Consider the following 14,206-nt stretch of genomic DNA (forward strand, 5'->3'; position numbering starts at 1 on the left):
ACAAAGGTGAAGTGCGGAATATTCCTGTAGAATCAGCTCTGGGGCAAACCGTGGGGTCGCTCGATGCAAATCGAAAATTAGAAAATGAACCATTCCAAAAATCTTGTACTAGTACGAGTCAGAGTCCCGAAAACCGCATAACAAAGTCAATTTATATGAAATTAAATGTGAAAACGATTGAAAGATTGAAAAAAAATAAAGGCGATAGAGATTGGGATGCGCTAAGCCATATGAGATCTTGCATCATATCTCGCGCTTCGCGCTCGATTCAACACACGCCCCAGACACTTTAGTGCCACTTTGCAAATCACACGAACGGCTTGCGCATGCAGGTCTAATTGAAAATGAGGAGGGCTCACCTGTGAAGCTTGGGCACGGGGTGGCCTTGGCAAAAGGCACTGCCGCAAATGTAGTAATCAACTGGGCGATAAAAGAAGAGGCAGACAAAGCTCATCCCAAATACCAAATCGACAAAAAAGTGGGGGCATTTTACGTCCACTGAACAATATTTCACCTGAACGGTGAGCTGGCATGACTCGCAAAGGCTCAGAACGTCATGCGACTGGAAGGGTTGTAGAGGAAATGTTAGTAGGTGAAATGCCAGGTCCAGCTAGAGATCCATTCGAGGTGATGATTGCTATAGCACAACGTAATACAAATTATTCTAAAGCCCAGAAGTTAGCTTTGCTGTCACTTCATGCAATTCCTGAGCTTGCCCCAGTGGAAAAGGCTGCTCGAAATATGCCAGGTATTCTTGATGCTTTGCAGAGCATGAATTTAGCAGGGCGCTTGCAACATATAAGCAGTGTAAGTGAATTGATGGATGAGCTTTTCACTGGTGGTAATTTGCTGGCTGTATACTAGTTGCAAAGAACTGAGTTCTTGAGTAGTATTCGGGTACTTAAAAATCCTATACATACTATGGCAAAATCAAAAAACAAAAAGGCGAAGCGAAGCGGAGCCTCTAAGGGTGAAAATAAAGCTCCAAATAAAGTAAAAAAACATGTGGAGCACAAAGTGCATAAAAAGCACGATGAAAAGCATGTGGCCGAGGCGAAGCCGAAGGCCAAACGAAGTTTGCTTGGAAATTTGAAGAATAAATTTGCGGCTTTGCTTTTGATATTACTTGGACTTATGTCAGTTGTTTTTATAGGAGCATTTTTTGTAAAAAAAGCGTTTGAGCCACTCGATATAGCGAACGTACTTCCTTTTGATGAGACTGTTGCAATGGCGAGCTTGGATGGATTGAGCTTGGTTAAAGATAGAAGTGCGATTGACTCTTTGGCGGATGGATCGTCATTTGGAATAAATGATTTAACATCGGTAATAGAGGAAGCGCTCGATGCGAATTTTGAAACTGACATCAAACCTTGGCTTGGATTTAAGCATGGGTATGCACTTTTGCAAATGACGGATGAGAACGGTGTGGATAAATACGAGCATGTGCTTTTCATACAATCGATAAATAAAAAAGCGACATTGGATTTTCTTGGAAAATTCCAACTCGAAAGTCTCAAGGATGGATTAACTTCTGAAAAATATAATAATTATTCTATATATAGTTTTGCAGTTGGACAGAATGTAAGTTTTCTTCTGCTTGATAAATATTTTGTATTTGCCAGAGATGCGCAAGCTTTGAAAAAAATTGTAGATGTGAGAATTGGCGAAGCGGATGCTTTGATTTCACATGATGAATTCCTTGCCGTCAGAAATAATTTGAAAAAAGATATTGGGTTTGTATATTACATTCCGGTGAAGTTGTTTGATTATTATATGGGTGAGGAGCTCAGTTCCGGGAGTGCCTTGATTCGGCCGATTTTGTCGTTATTTCAAAGTCAGGGGCATAGCATGATCTTGAATGATAAGGCGTTGATAGTTCAAACTTATATGAATTTTGATACAGCTCAGAGCGAGGAGAGATTGCCAAAATTGACCAGTCATTATGATGGAGATTTATTGCGAGTTATGCCTCCGCATTTCGAATATTTCTGGGGGTCACGTGATCTTTCGAGGGTAATTGCTGAGTTTGGAGTTGTACTAAATCAGCTGCATCCATCGAGCTTCAATGTTTTGGAAGGAGTGCTAAATGCAAAAAAAGAACAATACTTCGGATACGAAGTTGATTTGAGGGAAGATATATATAAAGTGTTTGAAAATGAATTTGCACTTGGGTTATATGCAGGTCCTGACCACATAGATTATTTGTTCGTTGCAGATGAGCAGGATCCTGATCGTATAGCAAAACTTCAGGCTTACTATATGGCGGCTATGCAGGAAAATGGTTACAGAATCCTCGAAGAAGGAGCTCCATTGAATGAGGGTAACTCAAAGAGTGATCAGATATCTGTATTCCCTTTTGATGGCAGAACGAACATGTATGCAACGATGCACAAAGATATTTTTGTTATGGGTACAAGTAGAGAACTCATCGAGGAAACTTTGACGCACATCGATGAGGGCGGACTACCTTCAAGTGATTTTACGATAAGTTCATATTTGAAGGATTTTGATGAAATAAATATAGCATCTCCTGCATTGATGGGAGAATTGCTCGGTGAAAAATGGAGCAAATACTTGAATAATTTTACGCGAATCAAGGCTGCTAAATCTATTTTCCCAAGTGGTATGGCTCTCGTACATGTGTTTGAGTTTTAGAAAATATATTTGATACACCATGAAAAAAGTTGATACGATTACAAGAATCGGCGAAGATGGGGCGGCAGGCAGTATGCCTGGCGCAAGCACTAAAAACTGGAAATCGTATTATACGATTTTTGCAATAGCTCTATGTTTTGTTTTTTTTGTAAATGCGATCAGCATAGTGCAGAAGCTTTTTAATGTGAAAAGCGACGTAACGTATGCGGTGCAGCAGGGGTATAATGAATTTTTGGCAAATATAAATGAGCGAAATGATTTTTCAAAAGCGAGGCAGTATTTTTTGGATGCAAAAGTTGAAATGGAAACCATAATCGGAGACGGTAAGTTTTTGAATGATAATACATTGCTTGATACGGTAGCGAATATGATTCAAATCGGAGTCGAGCTTACAGATGGAGCCGAGTTAACTCTCAAGGTTGAAGATATGTTGCTTAGTAATTTTAAAAATTTAAGTGGTGAGAAAAAACTTGGAGAAATCGAGGCGACATTGGATGATGCTATTGCGCATGTCGAAAACGCAGTAAATCTTTTTGAAAAAATTTCGTTAAATTCTTTAAAGGTGCAACTTTCAAAAGAAAACTATGCGCATATTTTGACACTCAAAGATCAAGTGACAAAGCTTGATCAAACCCTCAAAGAGATAAAAAACAACATTCATCCATTATTCAAATTCTTGGGAGTTCGTTACCCGAACAAGGTTCTTGTTTTGCTCCAAAATAATAATGAAATTAGGCCAACCGGAGGGTTTATTGGCTCGCTGGGATTTATCGATCTCAACGATGGTCGTATCGAAAATATTCAAGTGAGAGATGTGTATGATTTTGATGGGCAGGCATTCGATAGAATGCCAAACTCAGAGATCTCAATAGTGTCAGGTCAAGATTGGGGGATCCGTGATTCAAATACATCTCCGGATTTTGAAATCTCAGCTCGCCAAGCAAAGCGGTTTTTGGAAGAAGCCAAAGGGCCGGGGGTTGATAGTGTCGTGGCGATCGACCTTGAGTTCATGCGCAGCATTTTGAAAAAAACAGGCCCGATAGAAATAGAAGAATTTGCATTAACTCTCGATGCTGAGAATTTCGATATCATTCTTTCTTACATCATAGAATCAAAAACTTTTGGTAAAAATAGTCCGAAGGAAATTTTGAAATATTTCTTGGCTGATTTGGAGGCGCAAGTATTTGAAAAACTCGATCCACTTGAATTGGTAGCGCTAATTGCAGATGGTGTAAACGAAAGGCATGTGCAGATGTATAGCGATGATTCTGATATTCAGGAGTGGTTCAAGGAACTTGGCGCAGCAGGACATTTGAGCTCCGCCGCTCCATATAATGACTATCTCAATGTGATAGATATTTCAGTTGGAGGTAATAAATCAGATATGTTTATGTGGCAGGCTATCAAGCATGAAAGTTTCATAAAAAAAGATGGTGCGATTACAAACCAACTTACGGTCAAACGTACGCATACATGGAATAATGATGTGGAAAATTTTGTGCACGATCAATTGAGAACGGCCGGTGTGTTTGAACCTCATCCGGAGATGATGCGCATCCTTGGTAAAGATACAAACAAGGTCATGGTTCGTGCTTACATACCATATGGATCGCAGTTAAAAACAGTTATCGGAGTTCCAAAAGAAGAAATTAGAACTATGATGGATGAAGTTATCACTTATGATAATAATGGAAAAACCACTCGTAAATTAACTTACTTTTTGTTCCCAATGGATACGGTGATTGGCGGAACCAAAGAGGTTGTACTTACATATGATTTGCCATTCAAACTTAATTTTGATCCGCTCGATGATTATAGGCTTTTCTTCGATAAGCAAGCGGGGCTCAAGTCGGTAGACTTTGAGAAATACATATACTACGCTAATGGGTTGCGAAGCTACGTTACAAACCCTGAATTTACAGAAAGCGAAGATGGCGAGCTATACCGCGCAGTACTCCGCACCGACCGCATGGTCGGCGCTGCCATCGGAGAAGAGTAATTTACCAATTTATGGGTGCTGAATCTAACAATCAGGATAGAAGCGCGGAGATGAAAGCTCATTTACTTCGAATAGAAGAAGAGGTGGAGTCAGAAGGGGGGATCAAAGATACTCTATTTGAAGAAAACGAAGAGACGGAGAAGGGGATTGAAGACCTTAAACGTTTTTATGAGATAAAGGCCGTGTTTGATGAGTATATGTCACGACATGACAGTGATCCTGTGATTGAGCGTCAGATTGATGTTTTAAATGATCCCATAAAAATCAGGGAAATAATCGAATTAGGATTGATTCCACGTATAGTGACCTTTGATGTGAGCGCATATTATTCACCAATAGAAGGCCAGAGGTCTTATGGAAAGACGAGTAAGGACGAGGGAACTAACGAGACTATGTATGATGAAGACGGTAATAAAATATATAGGCAAATAAAGTTTGGTGAAGCAAAAGCCTTAAATGGAAAAGGTGAGGTCGGTAAAAGTGGGATGTCGGTTTTCCGAGGTATGGTAGCTGCTCCGGACAATGCTAACTATCCATATGGGACTAAAATATACTTACCGGGTATAGGAATGTGTGATGTGCAAGATAGAGGGGGAGCAATAGTAAAAGCAGGTGGAAGAGGTAATGAGTTCGATAGATTGGATGTTTGGATGGGGCTTGGGGACGCTGCCCGTGAAAATGCACGTGATTTTGGTCGTGATAATTTTATAGAAGCTTTGGTTTTTGGTCCTAGAGAGGATATAGAGGCTGAAATAGAGGGTGATAGTTGGCTTGATCGAGATCCTAGTGGTGGTGAAATGATTAGCTTAAATTAGCTAGACTTATCTAAACTTAGCTAAAATGAGTTAAAACTCGTAAAAGAGGGTTAAATATGAAAAAAGTCTTGCAAAGCATAATTGAGTCTGCTTAAATAGCTTTAAAGGGATTAAAGGACCTTAAACAAAAACAAACCTTAGAAAACAAAAACAAAATGGATTAAAGCTTGGGAAAACATAATGAACTATGGTAAAATTAGTTCGAGAGGGATGTTTTCCCTAGCTTTAGTCACTCAATACACCCACCCATGCAAAAGATCTACACGCCTGAACAGGTAGCATCAATGCTACAGCTTCACCCTTTGACTGTAACGAAATACATCAAAATGGGTAAGCTAAAGGCAAGTAAAATCGGCCGAATATACAGGATTGGAGAGGATGATGTGAAAATGTTTCTTGATGAAATGAGCTAGAAATAAATATAAAAATAAAGCGTACAATAATGATTGTTAACTGTTTAAAATGCGGAGTTGCGATATCGACAAAGATTGATTCATGTCCTTATTGCAGAGTGGGGACTGCGGAGTTGTCACATTCTTTAAGTGGAATGTTCAACCAAAGAAAGAAACTTAAACAAAAATATTCTGGAACAATTTTTAGTCTTAGTCTAAAGTCGTAAATATATTTCTTCTTCGGATTAGCCCAGACTAAACAAAACAAAAAATAGTGCGTCTGCGAATTATTCTGCGGATCGTACTCAAAACAAAAAAAACAGTGGCTCTATTCACACGGATAGTCCCTGTTTTTGTTTATTAATAAAACTTTTAAAGATTTAACCGTAGATAGTTTGTTTATAGCAGGCTTGGCAGTACATTTTGGCTGTGGTATTTGGGGCATGGCTGGTCCATGTTTGTGAATTGCATTTTGTGCATGGGCGCTCCCAGAGTGACCGTGGTGTCCTTTGGGCCATGCGATCCGAGTATCGTTCGTCAGGGTGAAGTTGTGGGAGCGGTAGGTTGTTGTTGCGATAGAATTCAAGCTCGCCTTTCGCGATGCGAAAGGCTCGCCCACTTCGTTTACAAATAATTGCTTTCGTGAGGATTGAGTTATCTACTTCATTTATTGTTTGAGGCAGATCTTCGGCTTGAATGCTTTTATTGAGGGCTGGCGGTGTTGGGATATAGTTAGACCATCGATATCCTTTTGCTTCTGCTTGTTCTTTGGTTATAGGGTAATACTCTATTGCCCGGCCTTGATTGTATGCAAAAGGTGAAAAGTTAATTGGGAAGAACTCACCGAATTCTCCATTTGGAAAGGATTCGCTCCGCGAATCTGTCATATGCTCAATAATTTTCGGAACCAATGCTTCGTATTCTGCGCGGGAGTATTGTTTATTGAGTATGCAGTATTCTTTGCTGACGAGGCCGGCACATCCGAATAGATTTTTAGAATTGTGTACGCAGTCACAGTAATCGATATAATTATTGTCATAGCTGAAGTGAGAGAAGCGAGCCTGAGTGCTATTGGTGATAGCATGGCATTCATATGTGAGTTCTGACCATCCAACATGATATGCATCCATTGAATCTTTCATATCAATACTGTCATATAGATAGCTAGAATCTTCTGAATGAATTGAGTCAAATGAGTAATAGACATTTTTTGATTCGAATAATAAATCGCCAATAGAATTTTCTGAATTTATGATGTATGTCACAGGGCGAATAGCGATGCCATTTTTTATATTAATATATTCTTTTCTTAATTCTTGGAGTTTCTCTATAGATAATGGAAATAGTTTCGCTATTTCTGCTTCGTATTCTTCGCGAGTATACTGCACATTTCGAATACAGTATTTGGCATTTCTTAAATTCCAACACATGAAGCTGTCTTTTACGCCTATGCAATCGTAGCAAAACCAGAGGTCGGAGCACTGACGTATGAAGTCGCAGAAAAATACTTTGTAGCTATTCCATGCATAATAGGTTTCGTAAGCTATCTCGTTGTTTTCTACGAAATACGAGCAATCTATGGAGTCGCGAGAACTCATTATCCAATCTGAGTAGTAGCAGTCTTCACTGTTGAATATGCATCCGGATAAGTAGCAATTTTTATTTTTACCAGCATGATTTGTATATTGTGAATTCTCACTTTGTTTATTCACAAGTGCGGCGCGAGGCACTTCCAGTTGAAGCTCTCTGAACTGTTCGAAAAATGGACGGCTGAAATCAAAATCTCGTCCATATTCAAGTCCATCCCATTTGTCCGACCACCATATATCTGATTCATAAACTTTAAACGGAGAGTCCGGCGGGTACATAGAGACGATATCTTTTCCAGAAAAATCGCACTTACGTTTGTACATGAATCGTTCATTTCTCCATGCCAAGCGACGTTGTTGCCGGCAATCATGACAGTGGGTAGGGGATGGCACGCCAATCTTTTTATATAATTCTAAATCTTTATCCGTTATTTGAAATTCTCGTGAACAGTTGGTGCAGGTAGTCATGGTGAATTAGGTTAATATCTATCAGCTTTATCGTAGGCAAGTGTAAGTATTGGGCCTTTGAATTGTGGCTCGTCCCTTCTTAGGTAGTATCTTGCGAGAAGTTGTGCCGCCATAGTTGAGTTACCGTATGCTGTATCTGGAGGTGGGTATGAATGTCGGAGCTTGGCAATGTCAGATTTTTTTGGTGCAAACAATAAAGTACTTACATGTTGTCCTAAGGCCTCTTTGATAAAAGGGAAATCGATCAACCCAGAGCCTCCAAGTCCTGGGTAATCATGTGGGGTGAAACTATCATTGGGTCGCATATCTTTCATGTCTTCAGTGTATCGTCTAGGTGGTTCGATCAAGTCGGCCGTGGAGACAAAGTTAGGATCTTGGGTTAGCCTGTATGCGGGACAGGCTTCAATGGGTTCAAATCCAACTACGCGTGTCCCTTGGTTTTCGCGTAGGTATTTTCCAACTGACAGTAGGGTTGCTCCATTGCCAATCCCTCCTACAAAAGATTCTATCTGAGCTGGGTATTCTCCCATGACTTCACGGGCTATATCTTCGAATGCATCGAGTGTTATTGGGTTCATGGAATGATTTACTATCCATATGCCTCTGCCAACTTGTGTGTGGCGATTCCTCATGTCACGTAGGTATCCAACCATCTTTTCTGCGCATGCCGTCATGTAGCGTTCTCTATCATCTGAAAGGTGTACTTCTGCATTTCGTTCAGCTTCATGTATTCGTGGTTGCGGTACGAAGCTTGGCATGAAGACTATGGGTTTGTATCCGAGTTTTTTTGCAAGCCATGCAAATGATACACCGGCACTTCCGGAAGACGTTTCAAGTAGTGTGTCTCCAGGTTTAATTGTGCCACCTTCTTCAAGGGCACGAAGTAGTTTGATATAACATCTGTCATAATGACTCTCCGTTGGATTGTCGGTTTCGTCTTTGACGAGTAGGTCGCCAGAAAATTCTTTATCATCATGTGAAATGATATGTAGCCGAGTCTTGCCAATGATTGCTTCGAGTCTTTCGTAAATTACGCCTCTGTCTAGCCTTTTTATATCGCTGTCAGTGACTTTTGCTTCATGTTCTTTTTCTGTAAGCCGTAATTGAAATTCTGTGCGTGCCATATTTCATAATAAATGATAGCTGACGATTTGATTATAAAATATTCTTAGAGTAAGGCAAGTCGCATTGGCTTTGGTCGCAATCATCCAATTCATTTGAGTTTAAATATTTGCTTATATAAGCCATGTTTGATATAATAAAAAGTGTCGATTATTTAAGTCAACGGTATGCAAAATTTCCCTCAATTAGAGAGAATTGGAATGACAAATAAGGAGATAAAACTATATCTCAAGTTGCTTGAATTCGGTGACGCAGGGGCAAATACACTTGCGAGAAGTACAAATGAAAATAGAACTACTACTTATAGTTTGCTCAATTCAATGATTGATAAGGGGTTCGTAAGTTACTATAAAAAGGGCTCTTTGAAACATTTCGCACCTGTTAACCCAAGCATGCTTGTAGCGAAATTTTTAGACGATGCAAATCAGCTTAAACGTATTTTACCTGAACTTCTAGCTGTGACGAACTCACTTGCACACAAACCAAAAATTACTTTTCACGAAGGCTTGGATGGAATCAAACATATATGCGGATTGATCCTTTCAAAACCTGGATCGGTGCGTTATAGCTTTATGGGAATTGATAAAGACAAGATGGATCCGGACGTATTTGAGTATTATGAAAATGATTATATAAACAAAAGAATTGAAAAAGGTATTAAATATATAGGTATAGTTGCAGGGGAAATACCTATGGGGACAGAGTATGAGAAAACGCAGGAAGGTCAGCTTCGTGAACTGAAATATATAGATAAAAATTTATTCCCACTTGATATACATATAGATATTTTCCCAGATAATAGAGTGGCACTTTTTTCACAGAATAAAGGAGAGATAATGGGGGTCGTGATTGAACATGAATCTTTTTATAACACAATGAAAACAGTCTTTAAGTTGGCATGGGCTGGTGTAGATGCGCTTGAAAAGAAAAGCTAAGTTACTCGCTACACTGAGTTTCGTTTACGAAGTCGAGGCAGTCTTTGGTTGTGTCGAGATTGATCGTTGCAGAGTCTATGGTGCTTATGAGGGTTTGGATGCGCTCTTCATAGTCAGATGAAATTGCATCTGTTGTATGTTGATACTTTGCGCGGTAGCGGGCCAGCTTGGTGGCCCGCGCTAAGTCCATTTCGTATCTGCGCTGGTCTTCTGCGATGTGAGCTGCAAGCTCTGCTTGTGATATAGAATTACTTTGGAATTCTCGAATTATCTCATCTGCAAATTTTTGTGGTGATACTTGATTTATTGAGCGAGCGAATATGCTCATGGCATTTAGTTTTAGTTCTGCCTCTGATGCGTTTTTGTTTCCGCCGTTGTCATTTAGTTTTTCTACTTCAGCATCGAGTTCTTCTTTGTCTTTTTTAAATTCTGCAACTATGCCATCTATAGTGTCGCGAAGTCCTTCGATTTTATCTCTCATCAATTCGAAATCACCCTTACATTCAAGGTATGTTTTTGCATCATATTTTTTGCTTATATCTCTCCATACCTCTTCAAATGTTTCAACTGTTTGGGTATCACTCGCCTCTTCCGTACTTTCATTTGCTGGAGCAATTTCAACAAAATATTTTTTCTGTTTTACATATTTATTGAACATTTTTGTTTTGAGGCTAGAAAGGTCCGTCGCAACTCGCTCGTTTTTCTTTGTGCTGATTAAATTTCTTAAGAAAAATAATTCAGCCTCTTTGTGATTGTATTCGAGCCTTAGATTATTTGCTGATTTGTTGTCACACATATAGTAAGAATCACGAATTTTTTCACGAAGATTTTCGAGATCATCTTTGAGTTGTCTGACAGCTGTGTACTGACATGCATTCATTTGAATGTCTTTGAAGAATGCATCAAATTCGCCGAATGAAATAAGTGAACGAAGAAACGATGCGAAATTTTCTTTACCGTTAAAACAATCAACTTGCGCAACCGGCTCATCGACAACGTCATCTGTCATCGTCTCCGAAACTTCCGCTGCATAGATCGTCCCAATACCGAGTGTCAGTACTAGCATGGTGCTGATCAGGAGGAGTCGAATTGTTGTTGTAATGTTTTTCATTTATTTGTTTTATACTTTTCGCTGGCGCATACTTCGCCAACTAATCACAAGTTTTTTTGCTGCGGAGAGCTTCACAGGAATTCGCATTAATATCATTGTTCATCTGGTCGAGTGCTGATACTAATGAGGTGGTTGTCTCTATTTGCATAGATAGATCTCCATATCCTTTTGCATATGAATCTAGGTCTTGTTGGAGTAGGGCCATTTCTTTATTGAATGCGAGTTCTTTTTCACGGGCAACATTTGCATCATCAATTTCTGCAAATATAGAGCTTGCATTACGAGTGCCGGAAAATGCAACAGTATGTCGTGTCACAGCATCAGCCCTCTCCCCTTTCCCGAATCCAAATCCTTCAGTCATCTCTCTACGGAAATCTTCAAATGGATTATTGCTTTGAAATAAAGGGTCTGACTCTTGCGGAGCCGGGATAGGTTTTTTGATTGCATATATATTTAGGCTCGGTTTGGTTTTTAGAAATCCTTTTTTACATTTGCCGGATTCGAGTAGGTTACCCGGTGCTTTGGAAGGAGTAAGGGTTTTTGAAAGTAATAAGTCCATATTTTCGAGCATGAATTTTGCATGACAGGCGATGCAATTATCTGTTTCGGCATAACCCGATTGAGAATTACCGCTACCCGCCAGCCCTGGGCCGATGCCGGCACAGTTGTTCGTAGAGCCTTCGCCGAATTCACATTCTTGGCCGTTATTTATAAATCTCACCTCTATACAGAAAATCTTCGAGTCGGTGATGCAAAGCTCCTCATTGATCCAGTCATGCCCCTCCGCTGGTGCGATTTCATCAAAACCATCTTCTGCAGTAGTGTCTGAATCATCAGTGCCATCAAAAGACCCGGTATCATCAGCTGTAGGCGGTCTTCCGCCATCACTGTCGACTGGAGGCTCACTAGTGCCGTCTCCGGTGCGTGGAGGGATTAAATCACTAAATGGATTTTTTGGAGGTAAGTCACCGAAGTAGTCATCTAGAGCATCATCTATATTTGTATCTGAATCACATTGAAGTGGGTTGAGTCCTGTCGGATTGTATAAAATTGCTGAAGATTCACTACTAGTAGTTGGGAATTCTTTTGCATCGTCTGCAAAACTTTGATCTGCCGGCGATTTGGGTGCAGACGCGGTAGAGGCGCTACTTTCTGTTGCGGCTGCCTCAGAGGAAGTATGAGCCGTATCTCCAGATTCACTCTCTGCAAGAGTTGAAGTAGGCGGTAAATTTACCGCCGCCCTAGCATTGTCATAAGTACTCGCTTCAATTTGTCCAAATAATATTAATTCCATGAATTCGAAGTCAGGCATCAACATATCAGTCGCTATTTCTGTGGCAGCACTGTCGGCTGTGAGTTCAGCTAAAAATCTATTATTATCCATTTCATCTTCTATATATTGTATCATTGTATTTGCATAAGTATCTTTTATGGAATTATTAACTAATGATAAATTTTCGCTGATTGAAGCGGTGGTACCTTTTAAATAAATATCTCTCCATTCGGCTTCTGTGAAGAAAACTTGTTCGCCTGTTTTTGCATTTGGCAAAGAAAATTCACGTGAAGCTGTTTTGATAGCTTCTTTGAGTGGCTTGTCGCTCATCTCATTTGTTACGGATAAATAAAGATTCTGACCACGCTCATTGCCCTTGCTAGACTCCCAAATTGTATCTGGTTTTATGGCGCTCCTAGAAGTGCTACTTTCTGCAAGGAGTTTATCAAAAAGTATTTCATCCACACTTTGTGTAGCTTCTAGAGCATAAGCATGACTTACCTGTACAAGACTGAGTACAAGTAGACCTATGAATATTACGCTGATTTTTGATATAAGGTTTTTCATTTATTTTTATGGTTGCGTTAAGTACAGCCGCCGCCGTCCGTAGTGACATTGTGAAATTTAGGTGGCAGAGAGTAGGTTTCGGTACGTAGTCCTGCTAGTTTTTCGTTATAGGCGGCAAGTGACAGGAGGAGCTTTTCATTTTGTTTATGCATCTGCTCCGCCCCCATGAATTCTGTATAAAAATCGATAGTCATTTCTTGAGAATCACGTGAGCGAGCAATCTCACGATCTATAAAATTAGTTTTTGCACCGAGTTTGTTATATGCTTCACCGATTTTTTCTGCCTCTATTTCATCTTTGAAAAGATTGATTTGTGGATTTGATTTTGCTCTTGTCATAGCTTCTTCATATCCCTTATGTTCATAGAGGGCACGTATTCCGAGACATATAGCAGCTATGTTTTCTCGATCGCTGCATAATTCATTTTGCTCTGCATCATCTTTACTGATTTTTACGACAACTTCACCAGTTAGAGTTTTTTTAATAGCATCATTTATCATGTCGTTTATACGTTTGTTGTATGTGACATACATTTCTTCGACTGTCTTCATAGCAAGATAGTCTTCATTGTAGTCGACCTGCTGTTCTGCTGCTGCCAAAAATGGGATAGCGATTATTCCCCCAATTATTAGTAGGGTTACGATGATTCGCCACGAATTTTTGAATTTTAACATCATTTTATTTTGAACATTTGTTAGTAAAGCAAGGTAGCCCATCTGAGAAAGACTTCATTCTTCCCAGGAACTCTGCAAAAGGAAAATGGATTCTGTCTTTAAACCGATCATTGATTATTTGCATTTTTGCGGTTAGACGAAGGGATTTTCTATCCATTGCTCCCGCTTTATAATTTTGTTTAAGATTTTCTTGCCGATCCTCAATCTCATTTTTTATAAGTGTATAACATTGCTCTAATAATTCGAATTGTCCGGCAGTTAGGGCTCCACTTTTTGCATTATATTTAAAATATTCAGTTTTTAGCATATCTCTATATGCATTAAATTTGGCTACTGCCGTCTCAAGTAGATTTGAACTTGAGTCAGGATTACTAAAATGTTTAGCCATAAATTCTTCGTACTCTGCTCCCTTTTCTGAAACGAAAAATTGAAGACCGATTTTACATTCAGTTTTTGTATAATCTATGGTGTCTCCACTACCTATGTAATGCACCGGCCCAAAGTCAGTGTCTACGGTGCGCGCGCTAGCGCGCGCCTCTTGCACATTGCCAAATACAAGCAGGATGAAGATTGAGATACTAATTGTAGATATAATTTTTTTCATAT

The 14,206-nt window shown here is 39.6% G+C and carries 14 protein-coding genes; 8 read left to right on the forward strand and 6 right to left on the reverse strand.

The window, feature by feature from the left end; translation table 11 throughout:
* The 7 genes from Q8P68_01400 to Q8P68_01430 form a co-directional block, all read left to right on the forward strand.
* Window positions 1–293, forward strand: a 293-nt coding sequence (locus Q8P68_01400; GenBank protein ID MDP4007824.1) for a hypothetical protein, incomplete at its 5' end; no start/stop codon positions are given.
* On the forward strand, window positions 293–502 hold the full coding sequence (locus Q8P68_01405) for a hypothetical protein (GenBank protein MDP4007825.1): 210 nt from the start codon (window positions 293–295) through the stop codon (window positions 500–502). The genes Q8P68_01400 and Q8P68_01405, both read left to right, overlap by 1 nt.
* Before the next feature lie 29 nt (window positions 503–531).
* The gene (locus Q8P68_01410; protein MDP4007826.1) at window positions 532–864 is read left to right on the forward strand and encodes a hypothetical protein; all 333 of its coding nucleotides are present in this window, start codon (window positions 532–534) and stop codon (window positions 862–864) included.
* Window positions 865–921: 57 nt separating this feature from the next.
* Entirely contained in the window at window positions 922–2,655 is a 1,734-nt protein-coding gene (locus Q8P68_01415) for a DUF3352 domain-containing protein (GenBank protein ID MDP4007827.1), read from the forward strand.
* A 19-nt stretch (window positions 2,656–2,674) separates the two neighbouring features.
* On the forward strand, window positions 2,675–4,654 hold the full coding sequence (locus Q8P68_01420) for a DUF4012 domain-containing protein (GenBank protein MDP4007828.1): 1,980 nt from the start codon (window positions 2,675–2,677) through the stop codon (window positions 4,652–4,654).
* Window positions 4,655–4,665: 11 nt separating this feature from the next.
* The gene (locus tag Q8P68_01425) at window positions 4,666–5,469 is read left to right on the forward strand and encodes a 3D domain-containing protein (GenBank protein MDP4007829.1); all 804 of its coding nucleotides are present in this window, start codon (window positions 4,666–4,668) and stop codon (window positions 5,467–5,469) included.
* A 248-nt stretch (window positions 5,470–5,717) separates the two neighbouring features.
* Complete coding sequence (locus Q8P68_01430) at window positions 5,718–5,882, forward strand: helix-turn-helix domain-containing protein (GenBank protein MDP4007830.1); 165 nt, start codon at window positions 5,718–5,720, stop codon at window positions 5,880–5,882.
* A gap of 359 nt (window positions 5,883–6,241) precedes the next feature.
* Here the strand turns inward: Q8P68_01430 and Q8P68_01435 are convergent, their stop codons facing one another.
* Window positions 6,242–7,918, reverse strand: coding sequence for a hypothetical protein (locus Q8P68_01435; protein MDP4007831.1), 1,677 nt, complete (start codon window positions 7,916–7,918; stop codon window positions 6,242–6,244).
* A gap of 11 nt (window positions 7,919–7,929) precedes the next feature.
* A complete protein-coding gene (locus Q8P68_01440) occupies window positions 7,930–9,042 on the reverse strand; it encodes a pyridoxal-phosphate dependent enzyme (protein MDP4007832.1) in 1,113 nt (370 codons plus the stop codon).
* 165 nt (window positions 9,043–9,207) lie between these two features.
* Between Q8P68_01440 and Q8P68_01445 the strand changes: the two genes are divergently transcribed.
* Complete coding sequence (locus tag Q8P68_01445; GenBank protein ID MDP4007833.1) at window positions 9,208–9,975, forward strand: helix-turn-helix domain-containing protein; 768 nt, start codon at window positions 9,208–9,210, stop codon at window positions 9,973–9,975.
* 1 nt (window position 9,976) lies between these two features.
* Here Q8P68_01445 and Q8P68_01450 read toward each other — a convergent pair whose 3' ends face one another.
* The 4 genes from Q8P68_01450 to Q8P68_01465 are packed head-to-tail and all read right to left on the reverse strand — an operon-like array spanning window position 9,977 to window position 14,204.
* Window positions 9,977–11,086, reverse strand: a complete 1,110-nt coding sequence (locus Q8P68_01450) for a hypothetical protein (GenBank protein ID MDP4007834.1) — start codon at window positions 11,084–11,086, stop codon at window positions 9,977–9,979.
* A 40-nt stretch (window positions 11,087–11,126) separates the two neighbouring features.
* Window positions 11,127–12,926 carry a hypothetical protein gene (locus Q8P68_01455; protein ID MDP4007835.1) on the reverse strand — a complete coding sequence of 600 codons (1,800 nt, stop codon included), beginning with the start codon at window positions 12,924–12,926 and terminating at the stop codon, window positions 11,127–11,129.
* A 17-nt stretch (window positions 12,927–12,943) separates the two neighbouring features.
* On the reverse strand, window positions 12,944–13,642 hold the full coding sequence (locus Q8P68_01460; GenBank protein MDP4007836.1) for a hypothetical protein: 699 nt from the start codon (window positions 13,640–13,642) through the stop codon (window positions 12,944–12,946).
* Window positions 13,605–14,204, reverse strand: a complete 600-nt coding sequence (locus Q8P68_01465) for a hypothetical protein (GenBank protein ID MDP4007837.1) — start codon at window positions 14,202–14,204, stop codon at window positions 13,605–13,607. The genes Q8P68_01460 and Q8P68_01465 overlap by 38 nt, the downstream gene beginning before the upstream one ends.
* Between the last annotated feature and the right edge of the window lie 2 nt (window positions 14,205–14,206).

Source organism: Candidatus Peregrinibacteria bacterium (assembly GCA_030700255.1).
In the GTDB taxonomy this organism is placed as follows: Bacteria; Patescibacteriota; Gracilibacteria; order UBA1369; family JABINC01; genus JABINC01.

Bases quoted from the DNA above. Each gene is read 5' to 3' on its own strand.
- Q8P68_01460 (MDP4007836.1), bottom strand. From the start codon at position 13,642: ATGGGCTACCTTGCTTTACTAACAAATGTTCAAAATAAAATGATGTTA.
- Q8P68_01410 (MDP4007826.1), top strand. From the start codon at position 532: ATGACTCGCAAAGGCTCAGAACGTCATGCGACTGGAAGGGTTGTAGAG.
- Q8P68_01425 (MDP4007829.1), top strand. From the start codon at position 4,666: ATGGGTGCTGAATCTAACAATCAGGATAGAAGCGCGGAGATGAAAGCT.
- Q8P68_01465 (MDP4007837.1), bottom strand. From the start codon at position 14,204: ATGAAAAAAATTATATCTACAATTAGTATCTCAATCTTCATCCTGCTT.
- Q8P68_01415 (MDP4007827.1), top strand. From the start codon at position 922: ATGGCAAAATCAAAAAACAAAAAGGCGAAGCGAAGCGGAGCCTCTAAG.
- Q8P68_01450 (MDP4007834.1), bottom strand. From the start codon at position 11,086: ATGAAAAACATTACAACAACAATTCGACTCCTCCTGATCAGCACCATG.
- Q8P68_01455 (MDP4007835.1), bottom strand. From the start codon at position 12,926: ATGAAAAACCTTATATCAAAAATCAGCGTAATATTCATAGGTCTACTT.
- Q8P68_01420 (MDP4007828.1), top strand. From the start codon at position 2,675: ATGAAAAAAGTTGATACGATTACAAGAATCGGCGAAGATGGGGCGGCA.
- Q8P68_01430 (MDP4007830.1), top strand. From the start codon at position 5,718: ATGCAAAAGATCTACACGCCTGAACAGGTAGCATCAATGCTACAGCTT.
- Q8P68_01440 (MDP4007832.1), bottom strand. From the start codon at position 9,042: ATGGCACGCACAGAATTTCAATTACGGCTTACAGAAAAAGAACATGAA.
- Q8P68_01445 (MDP4007833.1), top strand. From the start codon at position 9,208: ATGCAAAATTTCCCTCAATTAGAGAGAATTGGAATGACAAATAAGGAG.
- Q8P68_01435 (MDP4007831.1), bottom strand. From the start codon at position 7,918: ATGACTACCTGCACCAACTGTTCACGAGAATTTCAAATAACGGATAAA.